The sequence below is a fragment of the Nonomuraea longicatena genome, assembly GCF_039525605.1.
In the GTDB taxonomy this organism is placed as follows: domain Bacteria; phylum Actinomycetota; class Actinomycetes; order Streptosporangiales; family Streptosporangiaceae; genus Nonomuraea; species Nonomuraea longicatena.
The window spans coordinates 343083-364008 of sequence record NZ_BAAAHQ010000023.1 but is presented as its reverse complement, the minus strand read 5'-3'; the positions used below and the strand labels follow the sequence as shown (position 1 = coordinate 364008).

Genomic DNA, 20926 nt, shown 5'->3' with positions numbered 1-20926 from the left:
ACTGTCAAGACGGACGCTACCGGCCGTCGTAGACCGTCTCGTGCTCCGGGCCGCTCGCGATGAAGGCGGCGACGGCTCTGCGGTGATCCGTCGTCGCGGCCAGTTCCCCGGCCAGCTCCGGCAGCACCCGGTCCGCTGCCTCCACTCCCCCGTCCCCGAACTCCCGCAGCACCCGCTTGGTGGCCGCGTGCGCCCGGGTGGGGCCCTCGGCCAGGCGGGCCGCGTAGGCGCGGGCGTCGTCGTGGAAGGTGGCCACGGGCAGCAGGGCGTTCACGACGCCCCACTCGGCCAGCCTCTCCCCCCGGTACAACTCCCCCGACAGGACCAGCTCCGCCGCGCGGGCCGTACCGGCCCTGGCGGCCAGCCGCTGGGTGCCGCCCATCGCCGGTGTGAAGGCGATCCTGCGTTCCACCAGCCCGAACCGGGCCGAGCGGGTGGCGACGACGAGATCGCAGGCCAGCGCGATCTCGAAGGCCGCGGTGAGAGTCAGCGAGTGCGCGGCGAACACCACCGGGCACGGCAGCCGTTCCAGCGCCCGCACGGTGGCCAGCTGCCCGGCCCAGAACGCGGCGGCCTCCTCCGCCGGGAGGTCGCGAAAGAGGGTCACGTCCACGCCCGCGCTGACGACCGGGCCTTCGGCGCGGATCAGCAGGCCGCGCGGCGGTCGCGCGGTGAGCCGCTCGACCGCCGCCGACCACGCGCGCACCATGGCGGAGTCGAAGAGGTTCGCGGGCGGGCTGTCCAGGGTGAGGACGGCGAGCGGCCCGTCTCTGGTGAGCAGAAGGGGCCGGTCCTCACTCATCGACGGCGCCGAAGACGGCGATGGCGTTGTGGCCGCCGAACCCGAACGCGTTGTTCTGGACGTACCGCAGCCCCTCGACGGCGCGCGGCGCGCCCGTCACCAGGTCCAGGCCGAGTTCCACCTCGTCGGCTTCGACCCGCGTCGGCGGCACCAGTCCGTGCCGCAGCGCCAGGCACGCGGCCACCGCCCCCGCCGCCCCGGCGGCGCCCATGAGATGGCCGATCGTGCCCTTGATCGCGGTCACGGCGGCCTTCGGATAGCGCTCCGCGAAAATCGCACCCTCGATGGCGTCGTTGGCGCGGCTGCCCGTGCCGTGCGCGAACACCGCCCCGATCTCGTCGGCGCCGACCCCGGCCTGCTCAAGGGCCAGCCGGTGGCAGGCGGCGACGCCGTCGGGGTCGGGCGCGGTGGGGTGGCGCGCGTCGTTGGTCACGGCCACGGCCTTCACCTCCGCGTACGGCCGCCGCCCGCCCAGCGCCGCCGCCGTGCTCAGCACCAGGATCCCGGCCCCCTCCGACGGGGTGACGTAGCGGCGGTCGCGGCTGAACGGCCGGCAGGCGGCGGGCCCGAGCGCCTGCAGGCTGCTGAAGCCGATGATGTTCTTCTCCGAGTAGGCGTCGCAGCCGCCCACGATCGCGGTGGCGGCGACGCCCGCGCGCAGCATGTCGAGCGCGCAGGCCAGTGCCACGTTCGCGGAGGCGCAGGTGTTGTGCACGGTGAAGGCGGGCCCGTGCGACCCGGCCGCGCGGGCCAGGCCCTCGGCCAGGGTGTGGCTCGACAGCCCGGCCGCCTCCTCGATGCCGCAGCGCCCGGCCACCAGATTCTCCAGCGCGGCGGCCTGGCCGTCGTTGGTCCCCACACAGACGACGGCGTCGCGCAGCACGGGCTCCCCGGGGGTGAGCCCGGCGTCGGCCAGTGCCTCCAGTGCGGCGTACTCGGCGAACAGCGAGGCCGGATGCCGGGTCCCCGCCGAGGCCGGACCGACCTCGGCCAGCGCCCGCTCGCGAGCCGCCTGCGGGACCCGGGCGGCGAGCACGCCGGGTTTCATGCCCGCGTACAAGGGGGTCAGCTCCTCGAAGCGGCCCCGGGCCGCGCACAGGTCCGCCCAGAACGGGGCGGTGCCCGCGCCCGCAGGGGAGATCATGCCGAGGCCGGTGACGTAGACGCGCTCATCCATGGGTGCCCCGCTTCCGTGACACGGTCAGCCGCGCCGTCCGCCCGCCGGAGCCGCCGCAGTGGAGGACGACGTGCTCGCCGGGGCTGAGGGAACGGACCCGCCGCAGGTAGTCGGCGGTGGCGAAGGCGCCGTTGCGTTCGGTGGCGGGCGCCGTGCCGTCGCCGGGGGCGAAGTCGAAGGCGGCGGTGAGGTCGCCGTCCGCGCGCACCCGGGCGTAGGCCACGCCTGACCGGCAGGTGAGCGCGGAGTCGTGGTGGCGGGCGTCCAAGCGGGACTCAGGAGAGTAGACCTCGCCGATCAGGACGTGCCCGGTCCTCGCGGGCGTGCGGGTGAAGGACGACAGCGCGTGCCACAGCGCCAGCACCGGGGTGAGCGGGCCGGCGTTGAGCGTGATCGAGCGGCCTGTCGCCCCGGTCGAGAGGTTCACGTAGGCGGAGGCGGCGCAGCTGTGCGCGTTCGGGAAGAACTGGGCCGACAGGCGGCGCCCCTGCTCGGCGGCGGCACGCTGCAGGTCCGCGACGGCGGCGGCGTTGCCGTACTCCGTGCCGATCACCACGGTGTCGTCCGTACGCGGGTGGTCGGCGTCGGCCCCGCGCAGCGCCAGGTACAGGCACAGGCGGCTGAACCAGTCGCGGAAGCGGTCGCCGCCGGTGCCGATGACCTCCCACAGGTCGGCGGGCAGCGCCTCGGGGTCCACCTCCCCGGTGTCCGGCAGCGTGACCAGCTCGACCGCGTCCAGGCTGAACCGCACGGCCCCGGGTCCCCCTGTCACTAGGCCGGTTCGGCGACGTGCCGGTCGAGGTCGCCCGCTGTCGCCATGCGCGGGACCTGCTCGTCCTCGATCGCCACGCCGAGTTCCTCCTCGACGTGGACGACCACGTCGATGAGTTTGAGCGAGTCGATGCCGAGATCGTCGCGTAGGTGCTGCTCGGCGGTGATGTCGAGGTCGGGGGGAAGCTCCCCGACCCGCCGGATGATGGCGGCGATCGTCGGGTGAACGGATCTGGTCACTGCACCTTCCCTCTGTTGCCCTCACGAGCGGGGTCCACCGTTAGGAGTATTCGGCGCGCGCGGAGGCGGGCCAAGCGCCGACGGGCGCCCGAAAGGGGTAGCCATCCCGGCGTCCGATCGTGTCCGGGCGGCGGGCGTGCGACGGCCCCCGGGCACGGCGGCGGCCGAGCCGGGGGCCTGTGGAAGGGTTCAGGTCAGGACGGGCAGTGCTTGCCGATCGCCTCGGGCCAGTCGCGCGGATGCGGGCCGAAGCTCTCCAGCGTGAGCTCGACCCACCGATCCACGCCGAAGGCCACGCACCCGGAGTGCGCCGTCCTGCCCGCCGCGTCGCGGATGCCGAACTGGCGGCACAGCGAGTCCCTGACGTTGTTGAAGGAGACGATGGCCGACTGCCCGCCGCCCGGACGGTGGCCGACCAGCTCGTACTTCACCTTGGCCAGCAGTTGGTGCTGGCGGATGGCGGAGTCCTCGACGTAGTAGAAGGGGTCGGTGGCGGTCTCGACGCGGCCGTGCAGGCCGAGGTCCAGATATAGCCGCCAGACCTGGTCCAGGAGGGTGTTGCGGATGTCCTCCACCTCCGCCTTCCCGCCCAGGAAGACGATCTCGCGCATGGTGAAGGACGGCAGCCGGAAGGCGTCCAGCCGCCATGGCGCTTCGTGGCGGAAGCAGCCGCCTGCCGCCGTCACGACGCTGAGCCCGTCGAGGGCGGTGTCGGCGTACTCGTCGTAGACGTGGAAGCACAGGGCCGGGTTGAGCATGTAAGGGCTGGAGCGGCGCAGGTCGTCCACGGTGGTGGTGCCGTCGCGCAGCCGCGCCAGGTGGGGGCGGTGGTGCGCCAGCTCGTCCACCAGGTAGGCGTTCTGCGGGAACAGGTCCACGTAGCGGCAGCGCTCCATGACCCGCAGGTCGATCAGCGCGGGCAACTGCCGCTCGGTCGCCCCCGCGCCCCTGGCCAGTTCCAGGAACAGGGCGTCGAAGGCCCGGTGCAGCAGCGGGCGGGCGCGGGCGAACCCGTCCCGGTCAGGCCACGGCGGGCGGGACGAGGCGGGCTCGTGGCGGCGAACCACCTTCGGCTCGCTCACCCGGGCCGACAGCGCCTCGTCGGCCAGTTCGCGCACGACCTGGCCCACCTCGTCGTCGTCCGGCCAGCCGTCGTGGGTGACGCTCAGCGCGGGCGGCGAGATCGTCACCTCGATCCCGGTGATGCCCTCCACACTGTAGACGAGCCGGTCGGCGATCGCCCGCACCTGGGCGGGCGCGCAGTTCTCCGGCAGTTCCACACGCACGGTCATCCAGCCACCTCCACGGTCGAGAACCCCGCCACCGGGTCCAGGTCGGACGGCTTCGCGTCGGCGCCGTCGGCGCTCAGGGCGACCAGCAGCGCCTCCACCCGCCGCAGGAACTCCTCGGCGCCCTCGGCGGTGACGGTCCTGGTGTCCACCAGCAGGCTCATGCTGATCAGTTCGGTGGATTCGGCCAGGTCGTAGGTGGTGAAGAAGAAGTCGACGTTGTCGCGGTCGTAGCGTTCGGTCCAGCGGAAGCGGGAGTCGGCGACGGCCGCGCGGACGGCGGCCGGGTCCGGCGACGCGGTAGCGGACGGTTGGAAGGCCGACCAGGTGTCGTTGAAGAAGGTGTTGAGCTCAAGCGTGTCCCCCCTGGTCCTGCGCACCTCGTCGATGACGGCCTCCACCCGGTCGGGGTCGCAGCGGCCATGGCGGTGGGCCAGCACCGAAGCGCGCCAGGCGGCCCGGACGAGTCCGGCGAAGGAGTCCTGGTCGAGGGCCAGGGTCGCCACCGACTCCTGCGTCGGCGTACTGATCATGAAACGTGACTCGGGCAGTTCCCGGTTGTCCACGACCATGCGCAGCGTGCACGCCCGCTGTCCGGTCGAGCGGCCCAGCAGTGCCGCCACCGCCGCCAGCAGCACGCTGGAGGGACCACTGCGGTAGCGGGAGGCGAGCACCGCGAGCGCCATCGGCACCGCCCGGGAGATGCGTTCGCCGCGCCAGAATCTCGGCCACTCCCCCGCCATCGTGTGGCGCACCGGGAACATGCTCCGGGGGGCGGCGAGGAGCTGGCGGCGCCAGTGCTCCACGGCCCGGTCGCAGACCTGCTCCCCGGCCGGGGAGCGCTCCCGGATGGCCTGGTCGACGGGCTGCTGGGCGGGGCGGCGCGGCGGCGGCGGACTCCCCGCCACGGCGGCCTCCACCAGCTCCCTCAGTTCGGCGACCAGCAGCCGCTGGCTGGCGTGGTCGGCGGCCAGATGCGAGGTGCACAAGGCGACGGTCGCGGGGCGTGCGGTGCCGTATCTCACCAGGAAGCGGATCGGGACCTCACGGGCGGTGTCGAACCCGCGCCCGCGCCAGTCGGCGAGGGCCTCGTCGAAGGCGGCGTCGGAGACGTCGGTGAGGACCTCTACCTCCACCTCGCCCGTCGCCAGCACCAGTTGCCGGTCGGCCGTGTAGAGGGTGCGGAGGGACTCGTGGCGGCCGACCAATTCGGCGATCTGCCCGGTGAGGTGCGGCAGCCGGGCGCCCTCCGGCATGGGGACGGCCAGCCAGATGTCGAAGAAGGCGCGGTCGGGCAGCATCCACTGGATGTCGTTCCACACCTGTCCCTGGCTCCAGGTCAGCATCGCGGAGGCGCTTCGCCGCCCCCGGAACGGGATCATGTGACGCATGCGTGCTCCTCAGGCCCTGCGGGCGCGCTGCCGGATGTGCAGAGCGATCCAGATGTTCGGCACCATCGCGGCCACGTTGAAGGCCGCCACGGTCCAGTACAGTCCGAGCGAGTCGTCGAAGGCCCGCGCGGCCCAGCCGCCGACCGCGGTGGTCCCCGCGAAGTAGACGAGATTGAGGACGGTCGCCAACGGCCCCATCCCGATCTGCTCGATGGCCGTCAGCGTCAGCAGCGACAGGCCGAGCATCGCGTAGGTGGGCGCGACGACGGCCAGGAACTCGGCGGTCTCGGCGCGGATACCGGGGTCGGTGGTGCTGAGCCCGGCCAGCCAGTCGCGGGCCAGCCACATCGCGGCGGCCAGCGGCAGGTAGGCGCCGGCGCAGACCTTGATCCCGGCCGTGAAGACGTCGCCCAGCTCGCCTTCCCGCCCGGCGCCGCGCTGTCTGTTCATGATGATGGCGGTGGCCGAGCCGAGCACCACGCCGGGGACCGTGACGAAGGTCTGCAGCGTCAGCGCGTTGGCATACCCGGCCTGGACGGTGGCCCCGAGCGGTCCCAGCAGGCCGAGCAGGACGAAGTTGCTGACCGACAGGATGCCGTACGACAGGCCGACGGGCAGCCCGACCGAGGTGAGCCGCGACAGCGCCGTGCGGGTGTGTACGGCCAGGTCGAGGCGGCCGGGCCGCCACAGCCCGGCCCTGAACATCAGGGACAGGCCGAGCGCGCCGCCCGCGACCCCGGCGAGCGCGAAGGCGATGGGGATCGCGTTGGCGCCGTGACCTCCCCAGACCCCGAATCCGGCCACGCTCGCCAGTTCCAGCAGCGCGGTGACGGTGCTCACGACGGTCGCGGCCCCGGGCCGTCCGGCGCCGCGCAGGGTCGCGGCGCTCAGGACCGGCAGCCCCATGATCGGGTGGCAGATCGCCGACCAGCGCACGAGCGTGACGAAGGCGTCGTGGGAGGCCGGCTCCACGTGCAGCGCGGTGGCCAGAGCGGGCGCGCCCAGCCACACGCCGGCCGCCATGACGGCGCCGACCAGCGTCCACAGTACGGCCAGGCCGGTGATCTGCGCGCCGATCTCCTTGTGGCGACGGGCTCCGGTGCCGAGCGCGGCGACGACCTGGCCGCTGGTGGCGAACGCGAACTGGATCGCGATGTAGATCAGCTCCATCGGCAGGTACAGCGAGCGCAGCACCAGCGCGTGCTCGCCGACGGCGCGGCCGAGGATGGCGACCATGGCGATCGGGACCAGCACCCCGGTCGCCTCGCCGACGAGCATCGGCCCGGCCAGCCCCCTGATCTCCCGGGAGACGCCGGGCGGGCTGGGCGCGCTCCTGCTCACGGTCATGCGGGCAGCTCTCCGGCCGGCAGCGCGGCCAGCGCCAGGAAGCCGTGCCTGGCCTCGTACTCGGCGAGCACGACCTGCCCCGCCGGCCCGCGCAGCGCGGGCGCGTGCTCGGCCAGCGCCGCCCATACGCCGGTGCCGCCGAGTCCGGGCCGGGCGCGCACCACCCCGGCCGCTCCGATGTGCTCCAGCCCGGACAGTCCCGCGCCCAGCACCACCGTGTACGGTTCCCCGCCCGGCACCACCTCCTTGACGGCCACGGCGAAGGCGTCGCCGAGCCGCTCAGGGGCGATCCCGGTGAGCCTGCACGTCCGCATCCCGGCCGTCCCCTGCGACCTGGCCAGCGCGAGCACGACGACCGAGTCCCGCTCGACCGCCGCCGCCTCGGGCACCGGCGCGGCGGGCGTGATGCCGCCCTGCTCCATCACCAGCAGCAGGGTGCGGTCCACGTCGTGCAGCCCGGCCAGCCGCAGTGCGGTGAAGGCCGCCACCGTGCCCTCGTCGCACACCAGGTACGGCAGGGGCCGATCGCCGAGCAGCCCGGCCAGTTCGGAGGTGGGCGAGCGGCGCGCGTCGTAGTCGGGGGTCGAGCAGGCGACCATGAGCAGGTCGGCCGCGTCCCGCTCGGGGTCCAGCGCGGCGGCGGCGAGGTCACCGTACGGGGTGCGGGTCTCCGCCGCGAGGTTTGCGAAGGGGACGGGCACGCCGTACAGGGCGAGCATCTCCTCGTAGTGGCGGGTGACGGTGGCGCGGTCGTCGTCCGAGGCCGTCCACCGGCCTGGCGGCGGCAGCAGGTGGCGGCAGGCGGTCAGGCGTAACGGCAGCGTCCCGGAGGGCACCGGCCGGTCATAGGCGGTCGTGTAAACGGCTCCTCCTCATGGTCGGGCCTTCAGCGGCGGAGCAGCATGGCGGAGAAGGTCCCGCTCAGCCCGGCCGAGACCATCAGGTACGGGTCGCCTGGCCGCAACCTGCCGTCACCGGTCGCGGTGGCGTGGTTGATGAACGGGTCGGCGGAAGAACTGTGCCCCGACACGCGGATGTTGTCCAGCACGACGCGTTCGACGGGGTAGCCGAGCTGTGTGCACAGGCGGCCCCAGGACATGACGTTGACGCCGTGCGGCAGGATGAGCGCGACCTCGTCGAGGCAGAGCCCGCCCTGTTCCGCGGCGCTGGTCATGACCTCGGTGAGGGCCTGTGGGTAGGCGTCGGTGTAGGCGCTGAAGGAGCCCGGTGCGCTCTTCCAGAAGGAGGCGAAACGGCCGAGGGTCTGGGTGGCGTATGAGAGGACCCGGTCGCGTTCGCCGTCCGGCCCGACCAGGACGGCCGCCGCGCCCTCGCCCATGAGGGTGATGTCGCTGATCACCTGCATGCGGTGGCTGAAGATCTTCTCTCCGGTGAGCACCAGCGCCAGCGCCAGCGGGTCGCCGTCCGACGCCAGCAGCCTGCCCGCCGCGTCCACGGCCTGCAGGCCGGAGGCGCAGCCGTGCGCGGCGAGCGCGAAGCTGTGGGCGTGGCCGAGCCCCAGCAACTCGCGCACCTGCTGGAGCGGGTTGATCGGGTACGGTGCGATGTCGGCGACGCCTCGCGCGTAGAGGAGGTAGCGCACCCGGTGCCGTACCTCGGGCAGGGTCTCCAGGGCGGTCGCGGCGGCCGTCAGCAGCTCCACCAGGGTGCCGTCCGGCTCGTAGCAGATCTGGTCGAACCCGAAGAACCGCCGGAACATCCGTACCGTCGCCGGAGGCAGGTCCATGCGCTCGGCGATCTCCTCCAGGGATCTGCGGCCGGGCGGCAGATAGGCGGCCACGGCATGCAGCGCGATCATGGCCGCCCCCCGGTGCCGCTGGATGCTCTGTGCGATCCCACCCCGACAGCATGACCGGCGGGCGTCGGCGGCCACAGGCCACGCGGGCGGCGGTTGATGCGGGCGTCCGGCTATGCCTGAACGGCTATCCGCGTTCGCCTTGATCGGGAGGGCGGAGGCGGCCTAGCGTGGTCGGGCCGGTGCGGACTCTTAGAGGGAGTGGTTCGTGAGCGACGTCAGACAGGAAGTCATCGCGTTGCTCCGAGAGACCCTTCAGGTCGAGCCGGGCGAGGACGGTTCGCAGGATCTCAGCGAGCGCGGGATCACCTCCTTCCAGTCGGTGGTGCTGCTGACGGTCCTGGAGGAGAGGTACGGGGTGACGGTGCCCGACGACGCGCTGGACCTGGAGAACTTTCTCACGGTGGACAGCATCGTCGCGCTGGTCGAGTCACTGCTGGCGGAGGCCGAACTGCCCCGCTGAGTTGCCCCGCTGAGCCGCCGCCCCCGCTGGCCCGCGCTGCCCTGCTGGGCCGCTGCCCCGTTGAGCTGCTGCCCGGGGCCGGTCTCCTACAGCAGCCGGGCCGCCGCCCGCTCACGGGTGCCTCGGTAGCAACCCGCCATCGGGTCGCCGGTGGAGTGCGGGCCGAGGAAACCCGGCGTCAGGAGCGCGGCAGTGCGTACCATCTCGGGCACGAGATCGGCTCGCGCAGTCTCGGGCACGAGGTCGGCGCGCGCCCGGGTGGCGGCGGGGATCGGCAGCACGGCTCCGGGCGTCATCACGACCTTGAGCACCGCGGCCGGAAGCCCGGGGGAACCCATGCGGCCCGCGCTCGCCGGTGACCCCCCGCTCCTTCGCGCGCCGAGGAGCACATCGGCCGGGTCCGACGTCTCAGGCCGGTGCTCTTCCTTGAGCAGCGGGTCGATCCAGCTCTCCGCCACGTTGAGCCGCCACAGCGACCGGGCCCGCTCACGCGGGCCGGCGCCGGAAAGCGGGCCTGGAGATCTCTCTTCCACCCGCGCGGCCAACCAGGCGGCGCGGGTGGCGAAGCGGGCCATGACCGGCCCCTCGCTTGCGGCGAGCACGATCGGCAGCAGAGCGCGCGGTTCGATCGACTCGCAGCCGAGGATCGTCAGCACCGGCAGCGCCGGGTCGGCGGCCTCCGCCGCAACCAGCCGCGCCGCCCCTGCGGGCGGCAGTCCACGCCTCCGGCCACCCGCCTGCGGGGGCGATCCGGCCGGACGCGGCGGGCGGCCCGCCGGATCTGCGAGAGGGGAAGGCAGCCCGGCTCGGCCCGCCGGATCTGCGAGTGCGTCCGGCAACCCGGCAGGGCACCACGGGCAGGGGACGATCTCGACGGCGACTCCGGGTTCCGGGCCGCCGAACGTCGTCGGCGCGGGCACCGGCGGCGTCGGCAGGAACCCCACCGCCGCCTCTCTGCGCGCCAGCAACTCCACCATTCGCCCGGCCAGCCGTACGGCCCGCCCGTCGGCCACCGTGTCAGCCGCCGCACCGACCACTGTGTCGGCTGCCGCGTCGGCCGATGGGGCCCCGTCCTCGCGACGGGGTGCTCGGGTCACTGTGGCTCCAGTGGGTCGGCGGCGCCCTCGGTCACGGCGGCCACGCCCACCTCGGCCAGCTCGCGCACGCCCGCCTCCCCGAGTCTGACCAGGTCGTCCTCACGCAGCCCCGACCGCACCCAGCTCTCCACGGCCAGCCGCACGAACCCGGGGCGCCCGGCTCCGGACCGCGCGGGCGCGACCGCTGCCGCGTCCGCCCCCAGCAGGTAGCCCGCCGCCCACACCTCAAGGGCGGGCCAGGGCGGCTCGGGCCGGTCACGGCGGTGGCGGTCGAAGGCGTCGGCGATCCGGCCGGGGTCGGCGCCGACGAGGAAGCACCAGTCGTGCCAGTACCAGCCGAACGTGTGCTCCACCGGCTCTCCCCGCTCCAGGCCGAGCATCCGCAGCAGGCAGCGCGACCCGGCCAGCTCGACCGTGAACGCCCTCGGTCCGCTCAGCGCCGCCCGCTCGCTGAGCGCCCGCTCCAGGGCGGGATCGAGGGTCCAGTGGGTGTGCGGCACCGGCTGCGCCGGCTGGAAGAGGGTGGCGTGGAAACGTCCGGGATGCCCGGCCAGGGTGCCGCTCTCGGTGTGGTCGAGCAGATGCGGGACGGTCGCCATCACGGGCGCGCCGAGGCCGCGCAGGTACGTGAGCACCAGCCAGTCCTCGTCCCTGACCACGTCGGGGAAGCGGGCGAGGAAAACGGCCAGCTCACGGGCCCGCGCGGCAGGCAGCACCAGCCCGAGCGTGGGGGTCCACTCCCCGGCCGACAGCGGGGCCAGGGCGGCGCCGAGCGCGGTGGCCAGCCGTACCAGGTAGGAGTTCTGCGGGGTGTGCCAGCTCGTGTAGAGCGTCAGCGCCCGGCCGGGGTGGCCGGCCAGCAGCCCGAGGAGCTGGCCCGCGAAGTCGTCGGCGAGCCGGACGTCGTCCTGCAGCACGAGGTGGTGGGTGGCGTCGTCGGCGACGGCGGCCCAGGCCGCCTTGGCGGTGCGCAGCGGGCTGGCGAAGTCGTCCGGCCTGGGGTCGGGTATGACGCGCGGGTCGAGCTTGGCGCACGCGGGCAGCAGGTCGGCGAGCAGCGGCGCGCGGGCCGGGTGGTGCATGACGACCGTGCTGAGCCGGACGGGTGAGCCGCTCACACGGGTTCCACGGGTTCTCCCGCGCGGACGGCGGAGGCGTAGGCGGCCTCGACGACGCGGGCGGTGGACAGGATCTCCTCCAGCGGGTCGGGTTCGCCGCCCGGCCGCTCCAGGTGGGTGAGCAGGTCGGCGAACAGGTCCGGGAACCACTCCTCGTGGGTGCCGCTCGCCGTCGGCGAAGTCAGGGCGGCGGTCTCGGTGCCCGACGGCGTCTCGATGAGCACCCGGTCGTCGTCGATGGCGATCGAGCCGTTGGCGCCGTCCAGGCGGTAGAGGTTGCGGCGTTCGGTACCGGCCCAGCTCAGCTCGATCACGCAGGTCCCGCGCGCGAAGTCGAGCCGGGCCGAGACGGTCTCGTCCAGGCCGCCCGCCCCGTCCCGCGTCGTGCACGTCACCCGGTACGGCACGCCGCCCAGCAGCCGGGTGGCCATGTAGACGCAGTGGGTGCCGTGGTCGAGCAGGATGCCGCCGCCGGCGACCGCCGGGTCGCGCCGCCAGTCCGGCCGCCAGCCGGGCGTGCCCGCCGCGTGGGTGGTGCGCCGGATCTCGAAACGGGCGTTCACCGGTTCCCGCAGCCAGGTGGCGGCCTTCGCCAGGGTGCGCATCATCGGCGAGTACACGTAGTTGAAGACCGGGTAGAGCATGCGGCCGGTCCGACGCGCGCACGCCACCATGCGCAGGCTCTCCTCGACGTCCAGGCCGACCGGTTTCTCGCAGAGCACGTGGCAGCCTGCCTCCATCGCCTGGACGGCCAGCGGCGCGTGGAAGACCGGCGGGGCGCAGATGTCGACCAGGTCTATCGGGCCGCCGTCCAGCGCCTGCTCCAGTGAGGCCGCCTGCCGGATGCGGCCGTCCAGTGCGGCGGCGTGGGCGCGGCGCTCGGGCGAGGGGTCGATGACGGCGACGACGTCGGCCCCCACGACCCTGCGGTAGGCGGACAGGCGGGCCGCCCCTGCGACGCCGAATCCGGCGATGGCGACCCTCATCGGCCGAGCTCGGTGAGCGTGCGGGTGATGATGTCGGCGGCGTCGTGCGCCTCGTCGTCGCCGATGTTCAGCGGCGGGTACAGGCGCAGGGTGTTGCCGCCGGTCATGACCAGCACCCCGGCCTGGAGCAGGGCGGTGAACGCCTGCCGTACCAGGTCGGTGGAGGCCGGCGCGCGGCTGTCCTTGTCGGTGACCAGCTCGATGCCGATCGCGAGGCCGGCGCCGCGCACGTCGCCCACGAGCGGCGCCTGCTCGGCCAGCGGCGACAGCGCCTCCAGCAGTTCCTTGCCGAGCTGCTCCGCGCGCTCCACCAGCCCGTCCCGCTCGATCACCGACACCGTGGTCGCGACCGCTCTGCAGGCCATGGGGAAGGCACCGAAACTGGAGGAACTGGCGCTCGGCTCACTGAAGGCCCCGCTCGACATCGTCGCGGCCGCGGCGATCACGCCGGTGACCGGATACCCGGCCCCCATGCCCTTGCCGACCGTGACGATGTCGGGGGTGATCCCGTCGTGCTCGAATGCGAAGGCCGCGCCGGTGCGGCCGAACCCGGTCATCATCTCGTCCGCGATGAGCAGCGCGTCGAACTCCGCCGCCAGCTCGGCGAGGGCCGCCAGGTAACCGGGCGGCGGCACCACGTTGCCCGAGCGGCCCTGCACCGGTTCGACGACGATCGCCGACAGGGCGCCGGTGGACTGCTGCTTGACGACCTCGCGGGCGTGCTCGACGCAGGCGAACCCGCAGCCGGGATGGCGCAGCTTGAACGGGCAGCGGTAGCAGTTGGCGTACGGCGCGCTGAAGAAGCCCCCGGGCAGCGGCCCCAGCTCCCTGCGCGCCCCGGCGGTCAGCGCCAGGCTGCCGAGCGTCTTGCCGTGGAAGCCGCCCCAGAAGGACAGCACCTCGTACTTGCCGGTCGCCGACTTGGCCAGACGCAGCGCGGCCTCGACCGCCTCCGTGCCGCCGCTGTACAACTGGACGCGGTCCAGCCCTTCGGGCAGAAAGTCGCGGAGCGCGTTCAGCATGTCGAGCCGGGCCTGCGAGCCGAACGCCCCGGCCGTCCACGTGGCCAGTTGCTCGGTCATCGCCGCGACGAGCGTGGGGTCGGCGTGCCCGATGGAGTTGACGCCGCCCGCGCCCTGGAGGTCCAGGACCTCGTTGCCGTCCAGGTCCGTGAGTACGGCCCCGCTCGCCCGCGCCACCGTGAACCGCGACCACAGCATGACCGCCTGCAGACCGGGCCCGATGACCTCCTGCTCCTCGGCCCAGTGACGATGCGTCTCCAGCGGCGGGGTGTTGAGCCCCCACCGCTCGTTTCGCGCCATGGTGCGCTCCCTTCGCTCCTGCCCGCCTGCCGTCTGGAGTATTCGCCCGCGTCCGCACCCGGGCCAAGCGCCGACGTGCGCCCGAAAGTCCTAGACGAACCGCCCGTCCGTTCGCCGTCGCCGCCGCCGGTCCGAGAGGTGAGACTGAGCGTCGCCGCACCGGGAAGCGCCCGGGGCGCCGAGGATCCGGGAGGCGTCGTGCGAGTGCTGCTCATCGACAACCACGACTCCTACACCTTCAACCTGGCCCAGCTCATGGCGCGCGAGTACGGCCGGATGCCGTCGGTGATCCGCAACGACGACCCAGCGCTGCTGGAGGTCGACCTGTCGGCGTTCGACGCGATCGTGGTCTCGCCGGGGCCCGGCCGTCCGCAGGAGCCGCGCGACCTGGGCCTGTCGGCCGCTCTGCTGCGTACGGCGGCGCTGCCTGTGCTGGGGGTCTGCCTGGGTCACCAGGCGATCGGCTGGCTGAGCGGCGCGTGGGTGGGTCCGGCGCCGCTGCCGCGCCATGGGTTCGTCGACCGGATCAGCCATACGGGCACCGGTCTGTTCGAAGGGCTGCCGCAGGGGTTCGCCGGTGTGCGCTACCACTCGTTGTGCGTGGCGGCCGAGGGCGTACCAGAGCTGGAGACGACCGCGTGGACGCGCGACGGCGTGGTGATGGGACTACGGCACCGCTCCCGGCCGTGGTGGGGGGTGCAGTTCCATCCGGAGTCCGTGGGCACGCGGCACGGGGCGCGGCTGGTGGAGAACTTCGCCGCTCTCGTACGGGGCGACCGCGCCGTCACCCTGGCTCCACCGCCCTTGCCGTCCTCAGCCCCCGCGCCGGCTTCTCCGCCTTCCCCACCCTCCCAGTCCTCGCGGTTCTCTCCGCCTTCGCCGCCCTCGCTGTCCTCCCAGTCCTCGCGGTCCTCACGGCCTCCGTCGCCCTCGCCGTCCGCACTCCCCGCACCGCCCTCGCCCGCGTCCCCCACTGCCCCGGGAACGTCGGGGACATGGCGGCTGCGGGTGCGGACGCTGGCGTTCGAGGCCGACACCGAGCAGGTGTTCCGCCGGTGGTTCGCGCCGGAGCCGTCGGCGTTCTGGCTGGACAGCAGCAGGGTCGAGGAGGGCCTGTCGCGTTTCTCCTTCGCCGGGTTCGCCGGCGGCCCCCATGGGGAGCGGCTCGCCTACCGGGCGGGGAGCGGCCGGGTCAGCAGCACCCGCGCCGACGGCACGACCACCTGGCTGCCCGGCTCCGTCTACGACGTGCTGGCCGCCCGGCTGCGCGAGCGCGCGCTCGGTGAGGACCCGGGTCTGCCGTTCGACCTGGACGGCGGCTACGTCGGTTTCCTCGGCTACGAGATGAAGGCCGAGTCCACGGGCCGCGCGGCCCACCGGTCCGAGCTTCCCGACGCGGTGTGGCTGTCGGCCACCCGCTTCGTCGCCGTCGACCATCTGGAGCACCGCACCTACGTGGCGGCCCTGGCGGGGCCCGCCGACGGGGACACGGCCGAGGCCGACCGGTGGGTGGACGCGCTCGCCACCGTCTTGGACGAATCGAGGACACCGGACGCGCAGCCCGCAACCGGGCCTTCAACCGGCCCCTTCGGCGGGCCTCCGGACGGCCACCTCACCGGACCTCTGGCAGGTCCACTCTCCGGACGTCCAGCCGGACCTCCGGCGGGTCCAGTGGCGGGGCTCCCGCCCGAGCCTCCGGTCGGCGGGATCGAGCGGTGGCTGGCCCGCCCGCGCGAGCACTATCTGGCCGACATCGCCGAGTGCGACCGCCTGCTGCGGGCGGGCGAGAGCTACGAGATCTGCCTGACCGACACCCTTCGCGTGCCGTACACGGCCGACCCGCTGGACTTCTACGCCCGCCAGCGGCGGCTCAACCCCGCCCCGTACGCCGCCTACCTGCAGTGGGACGGCTACCGCGTGGCCTGCTCGTCCCCGGAGCGCTTCCTGCGGATCGGCCGGGATCGCGTCGCCGAGTCCAAGCCGATCAAGGGCACCGCGCCCCGCCACCCGGACCCCGACCTCGACCGGGTCGTGCGCGAGGAGCTGGCGGCCGACCCCAAGAGCCGCGCGGAGAACATGATGATCGTGGACCTGATCCGCAACGACCTGGGCCAGGTCTGCGAGATCGGGACAGTCGAGGTACCCCGGCTGATGGCGGTCGAGTCGTACGCGACCGTGCACCAGCTCGTCTCCACCGTCCGCGGACGGCTGCGCGAGGACGTGGACGCGCTCACCGCCACCCGGCACTGCTTCCCCGGCGGCTCGATGACGGGGGCGCCGAAGATCCGGACCATGGAGATCATCGACCGGCTGGAGGGGGCGCCGCGCGGCGTCTACTCGGGGACGCTCGGCTACTTCGCACTCAGCGGGGCGGCGGACCTCAACATCGTCATCCGCACCGCCGTCAGCGACGGTCGCCACCTGTCCGTCGGCGCCGGCGGCGCCATCGTGCTCGACTCCGATCCAGCGGCCGAGTACGAGGAGATGCTGCTCAAGGCGCACGCTGCGCTGCGCCCACTACTGGGCTCACAACTGGACCCGCTGCCGGCGGCAGAGCCCGCCCGCCAGTCACGCTAGATCCCGCCAGGCGGCCGGGTCCGGGGCCGGGGCGGAGTCCGTGCGTCACTCAGGCCAGGGTCCGCCAGGCGGCTGGGTCCGGGGCCGGGGCGGATCAGTCAGGCCAGGGTCCGCCACAAGCTGCCCATCGGCACCTTGCCGCTGGAAGTCCTGGGCAGCTCGGGCACCAGGTGCAGGCGCTTGGGGATCTTGTAGGTGGACAGCACGGCGGCCAGCGCGCGACGCAGGCTGAGCTCCGAGTGCGGCGGGTCGGCGACCACGAAGGCCACGTACCCGGCCTCGTCGCCGACGGCGACGACGCAGTCGCGGACCCCGTCGAGCGCCCGCAGCGCGCCCTCGACCTCGGCCGGGTCCACTTTGCGCCCGGCCACGACGACCCGCCTGCCGATCCTGCTGGAGACGACGACGGCGCCGCCCTCGACGCGACCCCAGTCGCCCGTGCGAAACCAGCCGTCCGCGTGCGCGCGGCCGGTCAGCTCCGGCTGACCGAGGTAGCGGATCCGCGGGCCCGGGACGCGCACCAGCAGCTCGCCCTCGCCGTCGGCGTCGGCGCCGTCGATCCTCACCCGCACACCCGGGACCGGCCGCAGCACGCCGTCCTGTCCGGCGAAGGCGATCTGGCCCAGCTCGGTGGCGCCGTACTGGTCGCGCAGCGGCACGCCGAAGGCCTCCCGCCAGGCCGCGCCCACAGTTTGGGGCAACGGCTCACCGGCCGAGACGCACAGGCGCAGGGTGGGCGGCCGGTGCCCGGGGGCGGCGCGGAGGGCGGCGCCGTACAGGAAGGGGACGGACTGCACCACCGTGGCGCCGGTGTCCCGCAACAGGCCGGGCAACGCGGACGGCAGCGGCGGGTGCGGCGCGAGCACGATCGTGCCGCCGTGGAACAGGACCGGTACGAGTACGACGCCGAAGGCGAACGCGTGGTGCAGCGGGGTGGTGCACAGCACCCGGTCCGCGCCGGTGTATCCGGCCGCCTCGGCGAAGCGCACGCTGTTGTCCGTGACCGCGTCCCAGTGCTTGCCGACGACCTTCGGGATGCCGTTGGTACCCGAGGTGACCAGTGCCACCTCGGCGCGGGCGGCCGAGCCTGGCTGCGGCCACGGCCGGCTGCCCCCGTCGACGATTGGGGCGACGATCGGCGTGACGAGCCGGTGCGCTCCGGCCAGCTCCATGAACCGGTCGCGCTCGTACGCGGTCGCGTTCGCCTCGAACAGCAGCGGGACGGCCTCCATCGCGGCCACCGCGAGGATCGTCACGATCGACTCGGCGGTGTTGGCGGTGGGGACGGCGACCGGCTCGCCTGGCCGCGCCCCGTCCGCGCGCAGCAGCGCGGCCGTCGCCGCGACGGCCCGGACGAGCGCGCCGTACGACAGTGCGGTCCCGTCGGCGCTGACGACGGCGTCGGCGGTGGGCCGCTCGGCGGCCCGGCGCCGGATCCGCTCGAACAGTGCCGAGCGGCCGAGCAACCCGCTCACTCCGTGCCCGCCAGGTAGGCGACCAGTGAGGAGACCGACGTCGCCACCGCCCACAGCTCGGCCTCGGCAACCGGCTCGGCGCCGGTGTCCTCCTCCAACTGGGCGACGAGGTGCATCAGGTGCACGGAGTCGACTCCGGCCGTGAGGAACGGCTCGTTCGCGCCGACTCCGTAAGCTACCTCCTCACCGGTCTGCTCGGCCAGGCGTCTGCGTACCAGCGCCTCCAGCTCGTGCTGTGTGCTCACCCGGTTCTCCCCTGGTTCATGGCGGAGGCTGTGTCGGCGACCGGGCCCGACACGATGCCTGACTGTGGGGCCGGGCCATCGTGGCAGGTGGCGTTCGGACCGGACAACGGCGGTTCGGGGGAACTTTCGGGCAGGGCGGAGGTGTGCCCGTTCCGTCCTCCAGCCCGGTGCTCCCGCGCGCGGATACTGGCCCGCAAACCCACACGTACAGCGACGGGCAGGGCGGATGGACTTCAGCCTCTTCTACTTCGGCGACGGCGGCGACACCGGCGACCGCTACGATCTGCTGCTCGACGGCGCCCGCTTCGCCGACCAGCACGGCTTCCACGCGGTCTGGACCCCTGAGCGGCACTTCCACTCCTTCGGCGGCCTGTACCCGAACCCGTCGGTCACCGGTGCGGCGCTGGCCGCGCTCACCGAGCGGGTACGCATCAGGGCGGGCAGCGTCGTGGCCCCGCTGCACCATCCGCTGCGCATCGCCGAGGAGTGGGCGGTCGTGGACAACCTCTCGGGCGGCCGGGTCGGCGTCTCCTTCGCCTCCGGCTGGAACGCCGCCGACTTCTGCCTCGACCCGGCCGCCTACCCAACGCGTAAGTCGGCGCTGCTGGAGCAGGTCGGCACGGTGCGCGCGCTGTGGCGCGGCGAGCCGCTCGACACCGTCGACGGCCAGGGCAGCCCGATCCAGGTGCGGGTGCATCCCTCCCCCGTGCAGCCGGAGCTGCCCACCTGGATCACCAGCGCGGGCGACCCGGTCACGGTGGAGGGCGCGGGCGCGGCCGGGTACGGGCTGCTGACGCACCTGCTCGGCCAGGACTTCGACCAGCTCGCCCAGCGGATCGCCGCCTATCGCGCCGCCGCCGCCCGCGCCGGGCACCCCGGGCACGTGGCGGTCATGGTGCACACGTACGTCGGCACCGACGACGCCGAGGTGAAGGAGCTGGTGCGCGGGCCGTTGTCGGCCTATCTGCGCCGCTCCCTCGACCTGTCGCGCTCGCACGTGCCGTCGGAGCATCCGCTGTCGCGCGAGCACGACCACGAGCGGGCGGCGGAGCGGGCCGTACGGCTGGCCTTCGACCGGTATCTGGCGGGCGGGCTGCTCGGCGGCGTCGCCACGTGCGTCGAGCGGGCCCGGCGGCTGGCCGGGATCGGCGTCGACGAGGTCGCCTGCCTGATCGATTTCGGGCTGCCAGCGGCCCAGGTGCTCAAGGGGCTCAGGCAACTCGACGAGGTGCGCGCCGCCGGGTAGCCGGTGTTCGACTGGTGATCGGTTCCACTTGTCTCCCCCCGAAACCGCTGGGTACCGTCCACGCCATCGGTGCGGGACCGATATTCGCAATGAGTACGTGGGGGGACGATGAACCTGCCCATTCGAGTTGCCGTATGCATAGACGATGAATTGCTCCGTCTCGGCCTGGAGACATTGCTGCCGACGCTTTCCCTGTCCACTGACGTTCGCTATCTCCGGGGCGCGGGAGAATTGCGGGAACTCCTCGCCGGCGCTCGCGTGGACGTCATCGTGGCCACGCCGGACAGCCTCGACGGCACGCCGCTCGACGTGCGGACCCTGCTGCTGATCGACGAGCACGAGATCTCGGCGGGCTTCGACGTCGCCGCCAACCCGGCCGACGGCTACCTCATCCGGCAGAAGCTGACCGCCGAAGCCGTCGAGCGCGCACTGGTGCAGTTGGCCTCCGGGGAGATGCCGCTGCCCGCCGAGCTCGGCCGGCTGCTCATCGGGCGGAGCGCGGGACTGCCGGTGGGCTCGGCCCGCCTCACCTACCGCGAGCAGGAGGCGCTCACCCACCTGGCCAGGGGGATGAGCAACCGGCAGATCGCCTCGCGCATGCGCATCTCGGAACACGGCGCCAAACGCCTGGTCAGCAGCCTGCTGCTGAAGCTGAGCGCGGACAACAGGACCGCCGCGGTGGTCACGGCCATCAAGTACGGGCTGGTGACCAGCACCACCTGAAGGGATGAGATGTCGGAGATGGTGGAGGTGGCCGCCGGCGCGTGCCGCCGCGCCGGCGCCCTGCTGCTGGAGTCCTTCTCCCGGCCCGCCCGGGTCAGCGTCAAATCCAGCCGGTACGACCTGGTGACGGAGTACGACACGGCGGCGGAGCAGCTGATCAGGCAGGAGCTGAGCCGGGCCTTCCCCGGCAGCGTCGTCGTGGGCGAGGAGGGCGGCGTCACCGGTTCCGGGGAGCTCGCCTGGTACGTGGATCCGATCGACGGCACCCACAACTTCGCCAGGGGCCTGCCGTTGTTCTGCGTGTCCATCGGAGTGGCGCGCGGTGGGCGCCCGGTGGCGGGCTGTGTGTACGACCCGGTCCGCGACGAGCTGTTCAGTGCCGACGCGGACGGCTTCAGGCTGAACGGCGAGCCTGTGCGCGGGCCGGAGAAACCGTCCGGCGCCCTGATGGGAGCCGGTCCCCCCTCGCCGGACGCCGAGGGGGGACGGCTGCCGATGCTGCTGACGGACCTGCCCAATCCGGGGGCTCCGGAGGCCGAGGTCGAGGTGTTCCGCCGCCTGCTCGCGACGGCCGACGTGCGCCGGATCGGCAGCTCCGCGCTGGCGCTGGCCTACGTGGCGGCTGGCCGGGCCGACGTCGCGGCCAACACCGACACCTTCCCGTGGGACATCGCGGCGGGCAGGGTGCTGGTGACGGCGTCGGGCGGCCGGTTCACCGAACTGCCCGCCCGGGGTTCGGGCCTGCCGGGCGGTTTCGTGGCCTGGCGTCCGTCGGCCGACGGCCTCGGGCGGAGCCTGGTGCACGACCTGGGGAGCGGGTGAACGCGACGCCGACCCCATG

The 20926-nt window shown here is 73.5% G+C and carries 20 protein-coding genes; 5 read left to right on the top strand and 15 right to left on the bottom strand.

Going from position 1 to position 20926, the window contains the following annotated elements; translation table 11 throughout:
- Nucleotides 1-16 precede the first annotated feature (16 nt).
- From ABD120_RS22870 to ABD120_RS22830, 9 genes are all read right to left on the bottom strand, one after another.
- Nucleotides 17-802: an enoyl-CoA hydratase/isomerase family protein gene (locus ABD120_RS22870; protein WP_343952026.1), complete on the bottom strand. Its 786-nt coding sequence runs from the start codon at nt 800-802 to the stop codon at nt 17-19.
- The gene (locus ABD120_RS22865) at nt 795-1979 is read right to left on the bottom strand and encodes a beta-ketoacyl synthase N-terminal-like domain-containing protein (protein ID WP_343952025.1); all 1185 of its coding nucleotides are present in this window, start codon (nt 1977-1979) and stop codon (nt 795-797) included. Before ABD120_RS22865 ends, ABD120_RS22870 begins: the two co-directional genes overlap by 8 nt.
- Nucleotides 1972-2730, bottom strand: a complete 759-nt coding sequence (locus ABD120_RS22860) for a hypothetical protein (RefSeq protein ID WP_343952024.1) — start codon at nt 2728-2730, stop codon at nt 1972-1974. Before ABD120_RS22860 ends, ABD120_RS22865 begins: the two co-directional genes overlap by 8 nt.
- 20 nt (nt 2731-2750) lie before the next feature.
- Nucleotides 2751-2990, bottom strand: a complete 240-nt coding sequence (locus tag ABD120_RS22855) for an acyl carrier protein (protein WP_343952022.1) — start codon at nt 2988-2990, stop codon at nt 2751-2753.
- Nucleotides 2991-3184: 194 nt separating this feature from the next.
- The gene (locus ABD120_RS22850; RefSeq protein WP_343952021.1) at nt 3185-4282 is read right to left on the bottom strand and encodes a class-II aminoacyl-tRNA synthetase family protein; all 1098 of its coding nucleotides are present in this window, start codon (nt 4280-4282) and stop codon (nt 3185-3187) included.
- Nucleotides 4279-5670 carry a condensation domain-containing protein gene (locus tag ABD120_RS22845; protein ID WP_343952020.1) on the bottom strand — a complete coding sequence of 464 codons (1392 nt, stop codon included), beginning with the start codon at nt 5668-5670 and terminating at the stop codon, nt 4279-4281. Before ABD120_RS22845 ends, ABD120_RS22850 begins: the two co-directional genes overlap by 4 nt.
- Before the next feature lie 9 nt (nt 5671-5679).
- Nucleotides 5680-7017 (bottom strand): MATE family efflux transporter, encoded by a 1338-nt coding sequence (locus tag ABD120_RS22840; protein WP_343952019.1) that lies wholly within the window; start codon nt 7015-7017, stop codon nt 5680-5682.
- Nucleotides 7014-7853 carry a hypothetical protein gene (locus ABD120_RS22835; RefSeq protein WP_343952018.1) on the bottom strand — a complete coding sequence of 280 codons (840 nt, stop codon included), beginning with the start codon at nt 7851-7853 and terminating at the stop codon, nt 7014-7016. Before ABD120_RS22835 ends, ABD120_RS22840 begins: the two co-directional genes overlap by 4 nt.
- 50 nt (nt 7854-7903) lie before the next feature.
- A complete protein-coding gene (locus ABD120_RS22830; protein WP_343952017.1) occupies nt 7904-8836 on the bottom strand; it encodes a 3-oxoacyl-[acyl-carrier-protein] synthase III C-terminal domain-containing protein in 933 nt (310 codons plus the stop codon).
- Nucleotides 8837-9041: 205 nt separating this feature from the next.
- Here ABD120_RS22830 and ABD120_RS22825 point away from each other — a divergent pair, with 205 nt between their 5' ends.
- The gene (locus ABD120_RS22825) at nt 9042-9296 is read left to right on the top strand and encodes an acyl carrier protein (RefSeq protein WP_343952015.1); all 255 of its coding nucleotides are present in this window, start codon (nt 9042-9044) and stop codon (nt 9294-9296) included.
- A gap of 86 nt (nt 9297-9382) precedes the next feature.
- On the opposite strand, the gene ABD120_RS22820 is transcribed toward ABD120_RS22825, so the two are convergent.
- The 4 genes from ABD120_RS22820 to ABD120_RS22805 are packed head-to-tail and all read right to left on the bottom strand — an operon-like array spanning nt 9383 to nt 13819.
- Complete coding sequence (locus ABD120_RS22820; RefSeq protein WP_343952014.1) at nt 9383-10393, bottom strand: hypothetical protein; 1011 nt, start codon at nt 10391-10393, stop codon at nt 9383-9385.
- A complete protein-coding gene (locus ABD120_RS22815; protein ID WP_343952013.1) occupies nt 10390-11511 on the bottom strand; it encodes a hypothetical protein in 1122 nt (373 codons plus the stop codon). Before ABD120_RS22815 ends, ABD120_RS22820 begins: the two co-directional genes overlap by 4 nt.
- Nucleotides 11508-12497 carry a Gfo/Idh/MocA family protein gene (locus tag ABD120_RS22810; RefSeq protein WP_343952012.1) on the bottom strand — a complete coding sequence of 330 codons (990 nt, stop codon included), beginning with the start codon at nt 12495-12497 and terminating at the stop codon, nt 11508-11510. The genes ABD120_RS22815 and ABD120_RS22810 overlap by 4 nt, the downstream gene beginning before the upstream one ends.
- The gene (locus ABD120_RS22805; protein WP_343952011.1) at nt 12494-13819 is read right to left on the bottom strand and encodes an aspartate aminotransferase family protein; all 1326 of its coding nucleotides are present in this window, start codon (nt 13817-13819) and stop codon (nt 12494-12496) included. Before ABD120_RS22805 ends, ABD120_RS22810 begins: the two co-directional genes overlap by 4 nt.
- A gap of 198 nt (nt 13820-14017) precedes the next feature.
- Here ABD120_RS22805 and ABD120_RS22800 point away from each other — a divergent pair, with 198 nt between their 5' ends.
- The gene (locus tag ABD120_RS22800; protein WP_343952010.1) at nt 14018-16396 is read left to right on the top strand and encodes a chorismate-binding protein; all 2379 of its coding nucleotides are present in this window, start codon (nt 14018-14020) and stop codon (nt 16394-16396) included.
- A 98-nt stretch (nt 16397-16494) separates the two neighbouring features.
- On the opposite strand, the gene ABD120_RS22795 is transcribed toward ABD120_RS22800, so the two are convergent.
- Both ABD120_RS22795 and ABD120_RS22790 read right to left on the bottom strand, forming a co-directional pair.
- A complete protein-coding gene (locus ABD120_RS22795) occupies nt 16495-17871 on the bottom strand; it encodes a class I adenylate-forming enzyme family protein (RefSeq protein WP_343952009.1) in 1377 nt (458 codons plus the stop codon).
- On the bottom strand, nt 17868-18116 hold the full coding sequence (locus ABD120_RS22790) for an acyl carrier protein (protein WP_343952008.1): 249 nt from the start codon (nt 18114-18116) through the stop codon (nt 17868-17870). The genes ABD120_RS22795 and ABD120_RS22790 overlap by 4 nt, the downstream gene beginning before the upstream one ends.
- 226 nt (nt 18117-18342) lie before the next feature.
- Here ABD120_RS22790 and ABD120_RS22785 point away from each other — a divergent pair, with 226 nt between their 5' ends.
- From ABD120_RS22785 to ABD120_RS22775, 3 genes are all read left to right on the top strand, one after another.
- On the top strand, nt 18343-19362 hold the full coding sequence (locus tag ABD120_RS22785; protein WP_343952007.1) for a MupA/Atu3671 family FMN-dependent luciferase-like monooxygenase: 1020 nt from the start codon (nt 18343-18345) through the stop codon (nt 19360-19362).
- Between the two features lie 150 nt (nt 19363-19512).
- Complete coding sequence (locus ABD120_RS22780) at nt 19513-20085, top strand: LuxR C-terminal-related transcriptional regulator (protein WP_343952006.1); 573 nt, start codon at nt 19513-19515, stop codon at nt 20083-20085.
- A 9-nt stretch (nt 20086-20094) separates the two neighbouring features.
- On the top strand, nt 20095-20907 hold the full coding sequence (locus ABD120_RS22775; protein WP_343952005.1) for an inositol monophosphatase family protein: 813 nt from the start codon (nt 20095-20097) through the stop codon (nt 20905-20907).
- Nucleotides 20908-20926: the final 19 nt, after the last annotated feature.

Bases quoted from the DNA above. Each gene is read 5' to 3' on its own strand.
- ABD120_RS22840 (WP_343952019.1), bottom strand. From the start codon at position 7,017: ATGACCGTGAGCAGGAGCGCGCCCAGCCCGCCCGGCGTCTCCCGGGAG.
- ABD120_RS22850 (WP_343952021.1), bottom strand. From the start codon at position 4,282: ATGACCGTGCGTGTGGAACTGCCGGAGAACTGCGCGCCCGCCCAGGTG.
- ABD120_RS22805 (WP_343952011.1), bottom strand. From the start codon at position 13,819: ATGGCGCGAAACGAGCGGTGGGGGCTCAACACCCCGCCGCTGGAGACG.
- ABD120_RS22865 (WP_343952025.1), bottom strand. From the start codon at position 1,979: ATGGATGAGCGCGTCTACGTCACCGGCCTCGGCATGATCTCCCCTGCG.
- ABD120_RS22785 (WP_343952007.1), top strand. From the start codon at position 18,343: ATGGACTTCAGCCTCTTCTACTTCGGCGACGGCGGCGACACCGGCGAC.
- ABD120_RS22845 (WP_343952020.1), bottom strand. From the start codon at position 5,670: ATGCGTCACATGATCCCGTTCCGGGGGCGGCGAAGCGCCTCCGCGATG.
- ABD120_RS22810 (WP_343952012.1), bottom strand. From the start codon at position 12,497: ATGAGGGTCGCCATCGCCGGATTCGGCGTCGCAGGGGCGGCCCGCCTG.
- ABD120_RS22775 (WP_343952005.1), top strand. From the start codon at position 20,095: ATGTCGGAGATGGTGGAGGTGGCCGCCGGCGCGTGCCGCCGCGCCGGC.
- ABD120_RS22870 (WP_343952026.1), bottom strand. From the start codon at position 802: ATGAGTGAGGACCGGCCCCTTCTGCTCACCAGAGACGGGCCGCTCGCC.
- ABD120_RS22830 (WP_343952017.1), bottom strand. From the start codon at position 8,836: ATGATCGCGCTGCATGCCGTGGCCGCCTATCTGCCGCCCGGCCGCAGA.